15 protein-coding genes are annotated in these 14,224 nt (G+C 63.3%); 9 read left to right on the top strand and 6 right to left on the bottom strand.

Translation table 11 applies throughout. The features are described 5' to 3' along the window. Positions 1-39 precede the first annotated feature (39 nt). A complete protein-coding gene (locus KBY86_RS03235; RefSeq protein ID WP_255140177.1) occupies positions 40-1,905 on the top strand; it encodes a class I SAM-dependent DNA methyltransferase in 1,866 nt (621 codons plus the stop codon). A gap of 26 nt (positions 1,906-1,931) precedes the next feature. Here KBY86_RS03235 and KBY86_RS03230 read toward each other — a convergent pair whose 3' ends face one another. From KBY86_RS03230 to KBY86_RS03215, 4 genes are read right to left on the bottom strand one after another with little or no spacing between them, the layout of a single operon-like run. Further along, complete coding sequence (locus KBY86_RS03230) at positions 1,932-2,288, bottom strand: type II toxin-antitoxin system PemK/MazF family toxin (protein WP_255140176.1); 357 nt, start codon at positions 2,286-2,288, stop codon at positions 1,932-1,934. Continuing rightward, positions 2,285-2,602, bottom strand: a complete 318-nt coding sequence (locus tag KBY86_RS03225) for a CopG family ribbon-helix-helix protein (RefSeq protein ID WP_255140175.1) — start codon at positions 2,600-2,602, stop codon at positions 2,285-2,287. The genes KBY86_RS03230 and KBY86_RS03225 overlap by 4 nt, the downstream gene beginning before the upstream one ends. Before the next feature lie 43 nt (positions 2,603-2,645). Continuing rightward, entirely contained in the window at positions 2,646-2,975 is a 330-nt protein-coding gene (locus KBY86_RS03220; protein ID WP_255140174.1) for a type II toxin-antitoxin system PemK/MazF family toxin, read from the bottom strand. Further along, positions 2,972-3,235: an antitoxin MazE family protein gene (locus tag KBY86_RS03215; protein ID WP_255140172.1), complete on the bottom strand. Its 264-nt coding sequence runs from the start codon at positions 3,233-3,235 to the stop codon at positions 2,972-2,974. The genes KBY86_RS03220 and KBY86_RS03215 overlap by 4 nt, the downstream gene beginning before the upstream one ends. Positions 3,236-3,248: 13 nt before the next feature. On the opposite strand from KBY86_RS03215, the gene KBY86_RS03210 reads away from it, so the two are divergent. The 7 genes from KBY86_RS03210 to KBY86_RS03180 all read left to right on the top strand — a co-directional run bounded on the left by KBY86_RS03210 (position 3,249) and on the right by KBY86_RS03180 (position 11,249). Next, entirely contained in the window at positions 3,249-3,407 is a 159-nt protein-coding gene (locus tag KBY86_RS03210; protein WP_255140171.1) for a hypothetical protein, read from the top strand. Beyond that, positions 3,404-4,588 carry a restriction endonuclease subunit S gene (locus KBY86_RS03205; RefSeq protein ID WP_255140170.1) on the top strand — a complete coding sequence of 395 codons (1,185 nt, stop codon included), beginning with the start codon at positions 3,404-3,406 and terminating at the stop codon, positions 4,586-4,588. The genes KBY86_RS03210 and KBY86_RS03205 overlap by 4 nt, the downstream gene beginning before the upstream one ends. Further along, positions 4,585-6,723 carry a DUF262 and DUF1524 domain-containing protein gene (locus KBY86_RS03200; protein WP_255140169.1) on the top strand — a complete coding sequence of 713 codons (2,139 nt, stop codon included), beginning with the start codon at positions 4,585-4,587 and terminating at the stop codon, positions 6,721-6,723. The genes KBY86_RS03205 and KBY86_RS03200 overlap by 4 nt, the downstream gene beginning before the upstream one ends. A gap of 13 nt (positions 6,724-6,736) precedes the next feature. Then, positions 6,737-7,081 carry a nucleotidyltransferase domain-containing protein gene (locus tag KBY86_RS03195; RefSeq protein WP_255140167.1) on the top strand — a complete coding sequence of 115 codons (345 nt, stop codon included), beginning with the start codon at positions 6,737-6,739 and terminating at the stop codon, positions 7,079-7,081. Continuing rightward, positions 7,074-7,277, top strand: coding sequence for a HEPN domain-containing protein (locus tag KBY86_RS03190; RefSeq protein ID WP_255140166.1), 204 nt, complete (start codon positions 7,074-7,076; stop codon positions 7,275-7,277). The genes KBY86_RS03195 and KBY86_RS03190 overlap by 8 nt, the downstream gene beginning before the upstream one ends. After that, complete coding sequence (locus KBY86_RS03185; RefSeq protein ID WP_255140165.1) at positions 7,274-10,723, top strand: DEAD/DEAH box helicase family protein; 3,450 nt, start codon at positions 7,274-7,276, stop codon at positions 10,721-10,723. The genes KBY86_RS03190 and KBY86_RS03185 overlap by 4 nt, the downstream gene beginning before the upstream one ends. 115 nt (positions 10,724-10,838) lie before the next feature. Continuing rightward, entirely contained in the window at positions 10,839-11,249 is a 411-nt protein-coding gene (locus KBY86_RS03180; RefSeq protein WP_255140163.1) for a hypothetical protein, read from the top strand. Positions 11,250-11,305: 56 nt separating this feature from the next. Here the strand turns inward: KBY86_RS03180 and KBY86_RS03175 are convergent, their stop codons facing one another. Both KBY86_RS03175 and KBY86_RS03170 read right to left on the bottom strand, forming a co-directional pair. Then, on the bottom strand, positions 11,306-12,895 hold the full coding sequence (locus KBY86_RS03175; protein ID WP_255140161.1) for an iron uptake porin: 1,590 nt from the start codon (positions 12,893-12,895) through the stop codon (positions 11,306-11,308). Positions 12,896-13,036: 141 nt separating this feature from the next. Continuing rightward, positions 13,037-13,249 carry a hypothetical protein gene (locus KBY86_RS03170; RefSeq protein WP_255140160.1) on the bottom strand — a complete coding sequence of 71 codons (213 nt, stop codon included), beginning with the start codon at positions 13,247-13,249 and terminating at the stop codon, positions 13,037-13,039. Positions 13,250-13,430: 181 nt separating this feature from the next. Between KBY86_RS03170 and KBY86_RS03165 the strand changes: the two genes are divergently transcribed. Continuing rightward, positions 13,431-14,096, top strand: a complete 666-nt coding sequence (locus KBY86_RS03165) for a Fe2+-dependent dioxygenase (protein WP_255140159.1) — start codon at positions 13,431-13,433, stop codon at positions 14,094-14,096. Positions 14,097-14,224: the final 128 nt, after the last annotated feature.

The raw sequence follows: 14,224 nt of genomic DNA, 5'->3' as shown, positions 1-14,224 counted from the left end.
ACTGGCCTGAGCCTTTGCAGCGTTGAGCTTTTCGCCCCGATGCCCGTTCGAGCCGATCTTGTCGATGCGATGGTGCCACTGCTGCCGGAAGACGGACGCAGGCTGAGCAATGACGAGCTCAAGGCAGCGCTGCTTGAGGAAGCCGATGACCCCTTCACCGCCGAGGAGTTCGATGCCGCCAAGGATCATCTGGTGGCCATGGGGGCTGCGGTGAAGGTGAAGGGGCCCGGCGGCGGGTTGCGCCTGGCCGGGGTGGAACCACCGCCCAAAGCTGCTGCCGCATCAAGCAACGGCCGCAGCCGCCGCAACGGCAATGGCGTCGCCGCCGCCCAACCCTCGATCGCCCCCGGCACCACCGCCGCCTCGGTGCTCACCGGTGAGCTGCGCACCCAGATCGACGGCATCTGGAATGCCTTCTGGAGTGGCGGCATCGCCAACCCGCTGGAGGTGCTGGAGCAGCTCACCTACCTGCTGTTCATCCGGCGGCTCGATGAGCTCGAAACCCTGGAGGAGCGCAAGGCCCAGCGCACCGGTCAACCGATGGCGCGGCGCCTGTTCCCGGAGGGCGCTGATGTCCACAAGCGCCCCTACGAACAATTGCGCTGGAGCCGCTTCAAGCATCTGGCCGCCGCTGAGATGTTTGCGCTGGTGGGCGAAAGCCTGTTCCCGTTCCTGCGCGAACTCGGCGGTGATGGCTCGGCCTATGCCGGCCACATGAAGGATGCACGCTTCACGATTCCCACGCCGGCGCTGCTGGCCAAGGTGGTGGATCTGCTCGACGCGGTGCCGATGGCCGACCGCGACACCAAGGGCGACATCTACGAATACATGCTCGGCAAGCTGGCCACTGCCGGCACCAACGGCCAGTTCCGCACGCCGCGCCACATCATCGAGCTGATGGTGGCGATGACCGAGCCGGTGCCCACCGATGTGATGGCCGATCCGGCCTGCGGCACCTGCGGCTTTCCGGTGGCGGTGGGCGAATACCTCAGGGAGCACAACCCGGATCTGTTCAGTGATGCGCAGTTGCGCGAGCACTTCAACCATGGCCTGTTCCATGGCTTTGATTTCGACAACACGATGCTGCGCATCGGTGCGATGAACATGCTGCTGCACGGGGTGGAGAACCCCGATGTGCGCTACCGCGACTCGCTCTCGGAGGACACCGCCGACGAAGAAAACCGCTACTCGTTGATCCTGGCCAATCCGCCCTTCGCGGGATCGTTGGACATCGAAAGCACCAGCGCCCGATTGCAGCGGGTGGTGAAAACCAAGAAAACCGAGCTGCTGTTCATGGCGCTGTTCCTGCAGCTGCTCAAGCCCGGCGGACGGGCGGCGGTGATCGTGCCCGATGGTGTGCTGTTCGGCTCCAGCAAGGCCCACAAGGAACTGCGCCGCACCCTGGTGGACGACCACTTCCTCGAAGGTGTGGTGTCGTTGCCGAGCGGGGTGTTCCGCCCGTATGCGGGCGTGAGCACGGCGATCCTGCTGTTCACCAAAACCGGCCGGGGCGGCACCGATCAGGTGTGGTTCTACGACATGACGGCCGACGGCTGGAGCCTCGACGACAAGCGCAATCCGCTGCTGCCGCTGGAGAAACTCGGCCCCGCTCCGAAAGACCCCCTGGCCGAAGGCGAGCACGGGAAGAACAACCTGCCCGACTGTCTGAACCGCTGGCGCCAACGCAAGGATTCAGAGCGGCAGCGCGAACGCACCGCCCAGAGCTTCTGCGTGCCCAAAGCGGAGATCGCCGAGCAGGGCTACGACCTCAGCCTCAACCGCTACAAGGAGCTGGTGCACGAAGAGGTGGAGCATCGTCCGCCGCTGGAGATCCTGGCGGAGCTGCGTTCGATCGAGCTGGAGATCCTGCGGGGGATTGAGGAGCTGGAGGGGATGTTGCGATGAACAGGTATGGGAACGGGCGACGGTCTTCAGCCGGGATCGGGCTCAAGGCCGAGATACAGCCGCAGGCCGGCATCAATAGCAGCCAGCTCCGCTTCGCTCACCAGGCCGTGGCGGCGGCGGATGCGCCGCTTGTCGATCGAGCGCAGCTGGTCCACCAGGGCAAAGGAGGGCTTGGTGAGGCCATGGGCGCCCGGAGCCAGGGGGGGATAGAGGGCGCCGGGAGCGGGTGTTCCGGTGATGGGAACCACGGCCAGCAGCGGGAATCGCTGGCTGTCGTTGACCGCCGGATCGCTCACCACCAGGCAGGGCCGGGTGCCGCGCTGCTCATGGCCGAGGGTGGGCTCCAGATCCACGATCACCAGGGTGCCGCGGGGCAGGCTCATGGCTCGCTCTCCTGCCAGCCGGACTCCGGGATCCAGCGCACGGCAGCTCCGCTGAACGGATCCAGCAGATCGTCGTCGCCTGAGGGCAGGCCCTCAGCCCAGGCGGCCAGCCCGAGCGCGGCGTTGGCGGCGGTGTCGGGGTGGGGAGCTTCCAGGGAGCGCAGCAGTTCCAGCCGCTGGCGCCGCTGCAGTTCATGGCGCACGGCTTCAGCGATGAAGCGGCTGCGGTTGCGCTCGATGCGGTCGATTCCGGCCACCAGCTCTGAGGGCATGGTCACGGTCACCCGTTCAGCGGGGGGACTGGAGCGAGCCATGATGCCTGAGTATGCGTATTTGTATGATCTTACTGGCCCTTCCTCAGCGGGCCAGGCCCAGAAACACCAGCAACGAGCGGTTGAGGCGCATCACGTCGTCGTCGGCCAGGCGGCCGATGCAGTGGCCCAGGCAGCTGCGGGGCACGGTGGTCACCTTGTCCACCATCAGGCGGCTGGTGGTGCGCAGGCCGTTGTCGGCCGTTGGCGTCACGGGGATACGGAACACGGGCAGATCGGTGGGATCGGAGCTGATCAGGCACACGGTCACCGAGTTACGTTCAGCGAAGGCGTCGTCCTGAACAATCAGCACCGGCCGTGGCTTGCCGGCATAGCCGGATCCACCGGCCATGGTCCAGAGCTCACCGCGCTTCACTGGCTGTACTCGTCATCCGGCCACTCATACACCGAGTCGATGAAGGCCTGGATCTCGGCCTCTTCCGGGCTTTCATTGGCCAGACGCGATTGCCGCCGCGCCTCGGCAGCGAACTCGGGCGCATGCACATCCGGCACCCAGATCTGGATCGGCCGCATCCCCTGGGCCCGCAACCGCTGCCGGTGCTCCCGCACCTTCAGACGGGTGGCGGCGCGGCGGGCTTCCTGGGGGCTGGCGTCCGGGGTGGCTTCGGCGTCCATCGGGGCTTCAGCAGTGGTTACATGTAAGCCTAGCCCTGGCGGGATTCGCTACAAGGAGCTGGTGCACGACGAGGTGGAGGACCGCCCACCGCTGGAGATCCTGGCGGAACTTCGCCAGATCGAGCAAGAGATCTTGCAGGGAATCGAGGAGCTGGAGGGGATGCTGCGATGAACTACCCCCAAGTGCCGCTTGGAGACATTGCCGACTTTGTTAATGGTGCAGCCTTCAAGCCAGATGACTGGGGCGATGATGGGTTGCCAATCATCCGCATCCAGAATCTCACTGACTCAAGCAAGCCGTTTAACTACACCAGGCGAGAAGTCTCAGAAAAGCTTGTCGTCAATCCGGGTGATCTTCTTGTCTCATGGTCCGCAACCCTGGGAGTTTTCCAGTGGAATGGCCCGCAGGGGCTCCTGAATCAGCACATCTTTAGGGTTCTTTCTGATGACGCGCTAGTAGACGCCAACTACCTGAGGCACGCTCTTGAACGGGCGCTAGATGACATGGAGCGCCATCTGCATGGCGCAACCATGAAGCACGTCAACAGAGGGGAATTTCTTGGGACCAAGATCCCCCTCCCCCCACTGGAGGAGCAGCGGCGCATCGCGACGATTCTGGATAAGGCCTCGAATCTTTGTTCCCGTCTTGCAAGCGCTGTTCAGCTTGAAGAAGAGTTCAATGCATCGCTTTTCGACAAACTCATTGGCGATCCAGTCGTCAATGCCAAGGACTTCCCCCGAGCATGCTTGGCTGACTTGTGTGCCAGCGCAGATGATATCAAGTGCGGTCCATTTGGGACTCAGTTGAAGCAGCACGAATTCAGGCCGAAAGGCGTTCCCTTGTGGGGCATAAAACATGTTAATCGACGATTTGAGGTCCCAACCAGTGAATTCCTCGAGGAAGATACGGCGACAAGACTGTCTACCTATTCACTGGAGCCAGGGGACATTGTTATGACGCGGAAGGGCACGGTCGGCAACTGCTCCGTGTACCCGGACAGACTTCCGAGCGGGGTCATGCATTCCGACCTTCTCCGAATCCGCCTTGATGAGACAAGGTGCCTTCCCAGCTTTGCGGCTTACCAATTACATCACAGCACTGACATCAAGAGGCAAATTGACTTGATCAGCGGGGGCGCAATCATGGCTGGCATCAACGTCGGCAGACTCAAAGAAGTAAAGATAGTCTTGCCTGGCCTTGACATTCAAAATGAGTTTGAATCTCTTTCAAGTCGCGGCTCTTGGTTGGTGTGGCAGAAGAATCAGGACGTGATTAGACGTTCTCGCGAGTTGCTTCAATCTTTGAGGGGTAGTTTCTTCTTGGGTTCGCAGTCTGGACAGGCCAAAAAATGAAAGCCACCGAAGCCAAGCTCCTCCAGATTCTGGGAGCCGTCTCCCAGTTCATCATCCCGATCTACCAGCGCACCTATTCCTGGACGGAGAAGGAATGCCAGCAGCTCTGGGCTGATCTTCTCCGGACGGGCTCCACGGACGCCATCGGCGTGCACTTCATCGGCTCGGTGGTGCACATCGATGAAGGCCTCGGCAACCTGGCCGTGCAAGCCCCCAAGCTGGTGATCGACGGCCAGCAGCGGCTCACCACCATCACCCTGCTGCTCACCGCCCTGGCCGAGGTGCTGGAAGCTCTGCCGGAAGACCAGCAGGAGCCGATCGAAGGCTTTGCCCCGGCGATGATCCGCGAGTATTACCTGATCAATCGGCTGCAGAAAGCCGACAAGCGCTTCAAGCTGCTGCTCTCCGATACCGACCGCGTCACCCTGATGGCGTTGGTGGATCCAACAGCCGCTGCACCGCCACCCGAACCCTCGATCCGCATCCAGGCCAATCATCAGTTCTTCCTGGAGCAGTTGCGCGCACCCACCACAGATTTGGCGGTGGTGTGTCGGGGCATCAGCAAGTTGCTGGTGGTGGATGTGGCCCTCGCCCGCGATCAGGACAATCCCCAACTGATCTTCGAGAGCATGAACTCCACCGGTCGGGAGCTCTCCCAGGCCGATCTGATCCGCAACTTTGTGCTGATGGGGCAGCCGCCCGAACTGCAGGAGCAGCTTTACACCCTGCACTGGCGGCCGATGGAGCTGCTCTTTGGTCAGGAGGCCTACAGCGGCAACGAGTTCAGCGCCTTCATGCGCGATTTCCTCACCCTGCAAACCGGGGAAGTGCCCCTGCTCAATCAGGTGTACGACACCTTCAAGGCCTACGCCCGCCGGCCGGAGATCAAGCAGGCAGGCACCGAATCGCTGCTGAAGGACGTGCACGCCGTGGCGAAGCGGTACTGCCGCATCGTGCTCGGCAAGGAGCCTGATCCCGCCCTCCACCAGGCGTTTTTCAACCTGCGGGAGCTCAAGGTCAGCGTGGTGAACCCCCTCCTGCTGGAGCTCTACGCCGACCATGAAGCCGGCTTGCTCAGCCATGGCGAGTTCCTTGAGGCCCTGCAGCTCTTGGAGTCGTATGTGTTCCGGCGGGCCGTCTGCGCGATTCCGTCCAACTCCCAGCAGAAGACCTTCGCCACCTTCAGCCGTTCCCTGCGCAAGGAGAACGACCACTACCTGCCCAGCTTCAAGGCTCACCTGCTCAGCCTTCCCTCCTACCGCCGTTTCCCCAGCGACGCGGAATTCCGCCGCGAGATCCAGGAGCGCAACCTCTACAAGTTCAACAAGAGCTGCAGCTACTGGCTCAGGCGGCTGGAGAACCACCAGCGCAAGGAGCCGATCGCGGTGGCCAACTACACGATCGAGCACATCCTTCCCCAGAACCCTGAACTGTCCGGTCCCTGGCGCCAGGCCCTGGGCGAGAACTGGCAGGCCCTCCAGGAGGAATGGCTGCATCGCCTCGGCAACCTCACCCTCACCGGCTACAACCCCGAGCTGAGCGATCGCCCCTTCCTCGAGAAGCGGAACCACGAAGGCGGTTTTGCCGGCAGCCCCTTGAAGCTGAACCAGGGTCTGGGCCAACTTGAGTCCTGGGGCGTGGAAGAGATTCAGGCGCGGGGGGTCCGTCTGGCCGAGCGGGCGCTCGCCGTGTGGGCGGCGCCTGAGCTATCGGAGGCGCAGCTGTCCGAGTACTGGAGCAGGCCTGCCCACCCTGCTGCGGCCTACTCGCTGGCCGATCACCCCCACCTGGCCAATCCCCAGGTCCGCGCCCTGTTCAATGCCCTTGATCTGGGGATCCGGGCTCTGGATCCAAACATCTACCAGGAGGTACTCAAGTACTACATCGCCTACAAGTGCGAGACCAACGTGGTGGACATCGTTCCCCAGGCCAAACAGCTCAAGCTTGTCTTGAACATGCCCTTCGCAGAACTCGATGATCCGATGAACGTGGCCCTGGATGTGGCCAACATCGGCACCTGGGGCAACGGCGACGTGCAGATCATCGTGGCCAGCCTCGCCGAGGTGCCCTATGCCACCGGCCTGATTCGCCAGTCGCTGGAGCGGCAGCTGGACGACATTCCCCTGGCCGGCTGAGCAGAATGCACCCATGACGACCAGCTCCACTGCCACCCCCCTGGACCCTCGTCTTTCCCGGATCGCTGCAGAGATTCATGCGGAGATCCCCGGCTGCGAAGTGCGACTCTTCGGCTCCCGCGCCCGTGGCACAGCCCGCCTCGATTCAGATGCCGACCTGTTGATCACGGTGCCCGATGGCTGGCTTGCTGGCCACGATCGCCTCCAGGTGCTGGGGGACCTCTGGCGGAAGTTGGCGAGCCATCATCTTCCGCTCGATCTCCTCCTCTATTCCCAGGCCGAAGTGCGCGAACGCGCCAAGTACCGCAGTGCCGTTACCACCCAGGCCTACCAGGAAGGAATCCTGCTGAATGGCTGACCCTGATGCCCTGCGCTATCTGCGGATTGCTCGCTCGGATCTGCAGGAAGCCCAGCGCATGCTGGAGCTTTCCGGCTTTCGCGATAGCAGCATCGGCTTTCTGCTCCAACAGGGTTGCGAGAAAGCGCTGAAAAGCTGGATTCACTTTGCGACGGCTTCGGCACTTCTTGATGAAGTGGAGCAGCAGTTGCAATGACGACCCCCCCGTCCCAGTTCTCCCTGATCGCCGAGCAGTGGCCGGAGCTGCATGAAGAAGCAGCCCGGGTGGAGCGCTATGCCCTCGCGGATCCACGCACCGCCTGCTTTTACGCCCGCCGCACCGTGGAGCTGCTGGTGGAGTGGGTGTACGCCAACGACAGCCAGCTGCAGCGGCCTTGGGGGGAGCCTTCCCTCTCCCAGCTGATCCACACCGTCGACTTCCGCGAACTTGTGGGCCCCCAGCTGCTGAGCCGCTTCAAGTTGCTCAAGAACCTGGGCAACGATGCCGTGCACCGCAGCGAGCCCATCCGCAGCGGCACCGCGGTGCTGGCCGCCACCGAGCTCTTTCAGGTGCTGCGCTGGCTGGTCCTCACCTATGGCCGCAACCCCGCTGACGCGCGCGGCCACCGTTTCGACAAGGCCCTGCTGCCCGCCGCCGTGCCGGCAGCGCAACAGCAGCGCCAGAGCCGTGAACAGCTGGAACGTCTCGCCAATCAGCTGGCCGAACGCGACCAGCAGTTGCGGGCCGCCCGCGAGGAAAGCGCCGCGTCGCAGGAGGCCGTGGAACTGCTGCGGCTGGAGATCACGGCCCTGCGCAAGGCGAACCAGGCGGCTGCTCAACCCGAAGCCGATCTCACCGAATTCGCCACCCGCCGCCTCTACATCGACCACTACCTCGAAGAAGTGGGCTGGCGGCATGGCGAAGGCCGCTCCGATGAGGTGCCGATCGCCGGCATGCCGAACGCAACCGGCGACGGCTTCGTGGATGTCGTGCTCTGGGGCGATGACGGCAAACCCCTGGCCCTGGTGGAAGCCAAACGCAGCAGCAAGGATCCGATGCTGGGCCAACAGCAAGCAAAGCTCTATGCCGACTGCCTGGAACGTCAATACGGCCAGCGGCCGCTGATCTTTCTCTCCAATGGCTTTCGCCATCGCCTCTGGGACGACAGCCGCTACCCACCCCGCGAGGTGCAGGGCTTCTACCGCAAAAGCGAACTCGAAACCCTGATCCGTCGCCGCAGTCAGCGTCAGAGCCTGGCAGCGGCGGCGGTGAATCCTCAGGTCGTGGAGCGCTACTACCAGCAACGGGCCATTCGCGCGATCAACGAATCGCTGGAACGCGGGCGGCGCAAGGTGCTGCTGGTGATGGCCACCGGCACCGGCAAAACGCGCACCGTGATCGCTCTGGCCGATCTGCTGATGCGCTGCAACTGGGTGAAACGGGTGCTGTTTCTGGCCGATCGCAATGCCCTGGTGCTGCAGGCCGAACGCGCCTTCCGTCGCTTTCTGCCGGATTGTGCGCCGGTGAATCTGGTCTCCAACCGTGGCGGCGAAGGGCGCATCTTTCTCTCCACTTACCCCACGATGATGAACCTCATCGATGAGGAAAACAGCCGGGGCGAAAAGCACTTCGGGGTGGGGCACTTCGATCTGGTGGTGGTGGACGAGGCCCACCGCAGCGTGTACCAGAAATATGGCGCCATCTTTGCCTACTTCGATTCCCTGCTCTGCGGGCTCACCGCCACACCACGCGATGAGATCGATCGCAACACCTACGACCTCTTCGATCTTGAAGTGGGCCTGCCCACCGATGAATACGGCCTTGATCAGGCCGTCGACGACTGCTATCTCGTTCCCTTTCGGCCCATCTCGGTGCCGCTCAAGTTCCCGCGCGATGGCATCACCTACGCCGAGCTCAGTGCCGCAGAGCAAGCCCAATGGGATCTGCTCGAATGGGAGGAAGGGGTGCTCGGTAACGGGCGTGTGGATTCCGGTGCGGTGAACCGCTGGCTGTTCAATTCCGACACTGTGGACAAGGGCCTGCAGGTGCTGATGACCCAGGGCATGGGTGGATCCAACGGTGATTCCATCGGAAAGACGATCATCTTTGCCCGTAATCACGACCACGCCGTGTTCATCCAGGACCGCTTCGATCACCACTACCCCCACCTCGCCGGCAAGGCCGCGCGTGTGATCGACAACCGCGCCCCCTACGCACAGAGCCTGATCGACGAATTCGCCAATCCCGCCAGCGATCTGGCCATTGCCATCTCGGTGGACATGCTGGACACCGGCATTGACATCCCCGAGATCGTCAACCTGGTGTTCTTCAAGCCGGTGCGTTCGCGCACCAAGTTCTGGCAGATGGTGGGACGAGGCACACGCCTCTGCCCCGATCTGTTCGGGCCCGGGCAGCACAAGGAGTGCTTCTGGATCTTCGATTGCTGCCAGAACCTTGAATTCTTCCTCGGGCACAGCGGCCGCGACCGTGCCACCCCGCCCGCTTCGCTCAGCGCCCGCCTGTTTCGAGTGCGGCTCGCGTTAGTGGCAGGCCTCGACGCCCGGGGCCTTCCGAACAGCGCCGATCCAACAGCCCCGCTTCCCGCCGATCAGGCCCTGCTCCACCACCGCATGGAGCTGGCTGAAGCGCTGCGTTGTCATGTGGCCGCCTGCCCCAGCGATAACTTCCTGGTGCGGCCTCACCTGGAGCTGGTGGAACGGTTTCGCCAGCCAGCGGCCTGGGCGGATCTCGATGCCGATGCACATGCGGCACTGGCGACCACCCTGGCCCCTCTGCCATCTGCTCAGGCAGAGCTCGACGGTGACACCGATCCCGATGCCCGCCGCTTCGATCTGCTGCTCTACAAACTGCAGTTGTCAAAGCTGCGCAGCACAGCTGATTTTCCCCGTCTTCAAGCACAACTTCAGGAGATCGCAGGCCTGCTGGAAGAGCGCCACACCATCCCGATGGTGGCCACGGAAATCGAGCTGATTCAGGATCTGACTCAAGCCGACTGGTGGCAGGACGTGACCCTGCCCATGCTCGAAAACGTGCGCCGCCGCTTGCGCAGCCTGATCGGATTGATCGAGCGTCAAGCACGCGGACCCGTGTACACCACGTTCACGGATGAACTTGGTGAGCTTGAGGAATTTGATGCCGCTTGCCTGATCAGCCAGGATGAATTTCGCCAGTTCCGCCTGCGCGCTCGCGAGTTTCTGCGGGTGCATGAGGATCACCTCACCATGCAGCGTCTGCGCCGTAACCAGCCCCTCACCGCCACCGATCTACTGGAGCTGGAGCGGTTTCTGGTCAACCAGGGCATCGGCAATGAACGTGTCATCGCACGCGCCCGTGAGGAATCCAACGGTTTCGGCCTCTTCATTCGCTCACTGGTGGGGCTCGACCGCAATGCCGCCAAGGAACTGTTCGCCGATTTTCTGATTGAAGGCACGCACACCGCTGCGCAGATCCAGTTCATCAACGAGATCATCAATGAACTCACCAGCCGGGGTGTGATGGATCAGGCCCGCCTCTACGCCCCGCCCTACATCGATCTGGCTCCGATGGGACCAGAAGGCCTGTTCAGCGAAGCAGATGTGATCCGCATCTGCGATCTTCTCAGCGTGATTCGTCAGCGTGCCGAGGTGCCACTGGCGGCTTGAGTGGGGCCACTGGCGGCTTGCATTGGCCCCTGCCTTACCAAGCAAGTTCAGCATTTCGCTGATACAAATGGAGCCGGTTGGTGGCATCAGCGAATGCCCCCCAAGCTCAGCCTTCGTGCCCACTGCCACCCTGCTGACTCTGTTTGACGTGGATGCAGCTGAGCAGAGCCACTTCCTCCTGCCGCGCTCCGGCTTGCCGAAGAGCGTCCTCCACTGGCTGGTGCAGGCGTGCGGCTTGAACGATCAGGAAAACCATCGGCAGGCCCGTGAACACACCGAAGACCTCATCCTCCAGGAGGGTGGCAAGCGGCTGCCGCAGGATTGCCGCCTCTTTGCGGAGGCAGGTGCGTGCCAGCTTGAGGGAGAAACGTGGCGCTGCTTGCTTCGCTATCTCGTCACCTTCCACGCCAGGCGGCGCCGAATTCTGGTGTCAGCCTGGCGCCGCCCAGACACCGGCAGCGCTTGGCAACGGCTGGTGACGGCGCAAAAGCCACACGATGAGATCAACAGCCACGCGATGGGATGAGCAGGGCACCTTGCCATGCACGCTCCAGTTCACCCCGCCGCCTCACAGCACCCAGCTCAGAAGCGGAAGGTGGTCTTCAGCACGCCGCCCAGCTGGTTGAAGGTCTCGCCGGAGGGGGTGGCCTGGCCCAGGGGCCGGCTCAGATAGAAGAGGGCGGGCGTCACGGAGATGTTGTCGGTGACCTGGAACTTGTACCACCACTCCCACACGTAATTGCCGTCGTTGGGGGTGTCGCTGCCTTCGAGGGCCGTGGCGAAGACCGGCTGGCCCACGGCCATGCCGAGGGCGTTCCCTTTCACGAACACATCGCTCCACTCCAGCCCCACCATCCACGACTGACTGGTGCGCACATCGCCATCCACCTCCTGGCCGTCGTAGGACGTGGAGTTGATGCCCCAGCCGGCACTGATCGAGGGCAGCCAGCCGGAGCCGGAGGGTTGCCAGTAGCCGCTGAGGCCGATGGCATTGGTGCTGCTGCTGGGGTTCTCGAAGGCGAGGGCGGTGATGGGCGTGGTGCCGGGCACCCCCACCCCTGACTGGATGTAGCTGTAGATCGCAGCCACGGCCCATTGCTCCTGCGCATAACCGATCTGCACGGTGCCGGTACCGGCGCTGGCGCTGGTGCCGATGCCGCCCTCGCTCGGATTGCCGGCGTTGCCGTTGGCGGCCACGTAGTTGGCGCTCACACTGAAGCCACCGTTCTGCCACCAGAGGCCGGCGCCGGGGCCAAGGTTCTTGTTGTAAGCCGCCGGTGCACCGTTGAGGGTGAGCACGTTCAGGATCGTGTCGCTGGGGTACACGCTCGGCCACAGAGCGAGCATGTCTTCCTGACCGACGCGGCCACCGAGGGTGGCGGTGAAGCCGCTGCCGAGCGGGAATTGATAGAAGAGCTTGTCGATCGCCACCACATCGCCGCAGTCGGCGTTGTCGCCGCAATCCTCCTGGAACGCCGCTTCCAGGGTGGAGAGGCCGCCAGTGGGGCCGGCGCCGCCGAAGGCGCTGTCGGCGAAATTGCCGGCCCGCAGGATCGTGCGCAGCAGATCCTTGCCGCTGAAGCTGGTGTCGAAGCTGAGCTGGAGGTCGTAGTTGAAGGTGGTGGCGCCCACCTCCTGGCGGACCGCCCCTGTTGGAGCACTGCCGCCGAAGGCATTCGCGCCGAGCACAAAGGTGGCCTGGCCGCTCAGCTTGGTGGTGGTGGAGAACTGGCTGGCTTCCAGCTCGCCGACCTTGGCTTCGAGACCATCCACCCGGCCCTTGAGCACGGCCAGTTCAGCTTCGAATTCCTTGAGCAAGCGGCGCAGCTCGTCGGTCACCTCGGTGATGCGATCGAGGCAGGCATTGAGCAGAGCGGCGGCTTCCCAGCGGCTGAGGGCCTGCTTGCCGCGAAAGGTGCCGTCGGGGTAGCCGGCGACGCAGCCGTAGCGCTCGATCAGGTTGGAGAGCGCCTGGTAGGCCCACTCCGTGGGCTGAACGTCGGAGAACTGGTTGATGCTTGTGACCTGGTCCTGACTCTCCCTGCTGGATCCGGCGGCATACCTGTTGATGGCCTCCAGGTTGAGTTCGGCGGCGGTGGCGCCGAGCGGAGCCAGCTGTGCCAGAAGAGTCAGGCCAGCGGGTGCGATCAGGCGAAGCAGAAGCTGGTTCATCGAATTGAGAAAACAAGGGGAGATGGCTCAGGAAAAGAGATGACCTGAATTGATTTAGAGACCGAATATTGTTATCGATAAAGGTGATTGGCGGCTGGGCCTCTTCTCGCGCCGGCTATGAGGCCGCTGCTGATCGAAGTTTCAGCCCTCGCCACCTTCACCCCCTTCGCCGCCCTCTCCACCTTCCCCTCCCCCGTTTTGACTGTGGTATTTGACGGCTTTGCCTCCGCTGGGCGTCGGCTGGCCGACCGCAGGGGTCTGCGTGTCAGCGGGTTCGAGCACCTTGCCGCAGCCAGCCGCGCTGGTGATCAACCCGGTGGCCGCGAGAAAAAGAGCGATGCTGGATTGCGGCATGGCCGATCCGGATGGAACGCAGCCGACTGTGAATGGGTTTGCTCTGAACGGGCCTGCAACAGTCACAGACGAACGTGTCATTGGTGACAGATGTCGGTGCTGGCTCCTTCGCTGTCCGCGATTTGCAGAGATGGTGCAGGGACCCGTCATCGTTCGTCGGAACCGCGCCAGGGTCGGGTCGATGCGTTTTCAGATCGAATCACTGCTGCCGGCCGAGCAGATCGCCAGCTGGCGGAGCCGGCTCCTGGCACCGGAGGTGGAGTGGCGGCTCGGCCAGGAGACGGCCGGCTGGCACGCCCGCTCCGTGAAGCACAACCGGCAGCTGGATCGCGCTTCTGCCCTGTACCGGGAGCTGGCGCCGCTGGTGCATGAAGCTTTGCTGGCCCATCCCCTGCTGGCCTCGGCGGCGTTGCCGGCCCGGATCCACGGCCTGCTGTTCAGTCGCACTGGCCCAGGCGAGGGCTATGGCCGGCATGTCGATAACGCCTTCATGGCCGATGGGCGCTCCGATCTCTCCTTCACCTTGTTCCTCTCGGAGCCGGGCCGTTACCTGGGAGGAGCCCTGCTGCTGGAGATCCCCGACGGTGAGGAGGCGGTTCGTCTCGGCGCCGGCGATCTGATCGTCTACCCCAGCACCCTGCTGCACAGGGTGGAGCCGGTGACGGAAGGGGAACGGCTCGCCTGTGTGGGCTGGATCCAGAGCCGCCTCCGCAGCGCCGAGCAGCGGGAGCTGCTGTTCGAGCTCGACACGGCGCGGCGACTGTTGTTTGCCCAGCAGGGTAAGGGAGAGATCTTCGATTTGCTCACCCGCAGTTACACCAACCTGTTGCGAATGTGGGGTGAGTGAGTGGTGATGCCGGCAGCCTCTGAAGTGATTTGGCTCCCGGTACCAATGGTCACGCGATCAGGTGACGTCCTGGCAGAGACGTTGGAAACGACCGGTGGATATTGGCTCCACACGCCATGCAACAGCCG

Source organism: Synechococcus sp. Lug-A (genome assembly GCF_024345655.1).
GTDB lineage: Bacteria > Cyanobacteriota > Cyanobacteriia > PCC-6307 > Cyanobiaceae > MW101C3.
The sequence above is the reverse complement of the archived record's forward strand: the minus strand, read 5'-3'. Positions and strand labels throughout refer to the sequence as shown.

Excerpts from the sequence above, each read along its gene's own strand:
- KBY86_RS03200 (WP_255140169.1), top strand. The coding sequence starts at position 4,585 with ATGAAAGCCACCGAAGCCAAGCTCCTCCAGATTCTGGGAGCCGTCTCC.
- KBY86_RS03195 (WP_255140167.1), top strand. The coding sequence starts at position 6,737 with ATGACGACCAGCTCCACTGCCACCCCCCTGGACCCTCGTCTTTCCCGG.
- KBY86_RS03185 (WP_255140165.1), top strand. The coding sequence starts at position 7,274 with ATGACGACCCCCCCGTCCCAGTTCTCCCTGATCGCCGAGCAGTGGCCG.
- KBY86_RS03205 (WP_255140170.1), top strand. The coding sequence starts at position 3,404 with ATGAACTACCCCCAAGTGCCGCTTGGAGACATTGCCGACTTTGTTAAT.
- KBY86_RS03235 (WP_255140177.1), top strand. The coding sequence starts at position 40 with ATGCCCGTTCGAGCCGATCTTGTCGATGCGATGGTGCCACTGCTGCCG.
- KBY86_RS03190 (WP_255140166.1), top strand. The coding sequence starts at position 7,074 with ATGGCTGACCCTGATGCCCTGCGCTATCTGCGGATTGCTCGCTCGGAT.
- KBY86_RS03225 (WP_255140175.1), bottom strand. The coding sequence starts at position 2,602 with ATGGCTCGCTCCAGTCCCCCCGCTGAACGGGTGACCGTGACCATGCCC.
- KBY86_RS03170 (WP_255140160.1), bottom strand. The coding sequence starts at position 13,249 with ATGCCGCAATCCAGCATCGCTCTTTTTCTCGCGGCCACCGGGTTGATC.
- KBY86_RS03165 (WP_255140159.1), top strand. The coding sequence starts at position 13,431 with ATGCGTTTTCAGATCGAATCACTGCTGCCGGCCGAGCAGATCGCCAGC.
- KBY86_RS03230 (WP_255140176.1), bottom strand. The coding sequence starts at position 2,288 with ATGAGCCTGCCCCGCGGCACCCTGGTGATCGTGGATCTGGAGCCCACC.
- KBY86_RS03215 (WP_255140172.1), bottom strand. The coding sequence starts at position 3,235 with ATGGACGCCGAAGCCACCCCGGACGCCAGCCCCCAGGAAGCCCGCCGC.
- KBY86_RS03175 (WP_255140161.1), bottom strand. The coding sequence starts at position 12,895 with ATGAACCAGCTTCTGCTTCGCCTGATCGCACCCGCTGGCCTGACTCTT.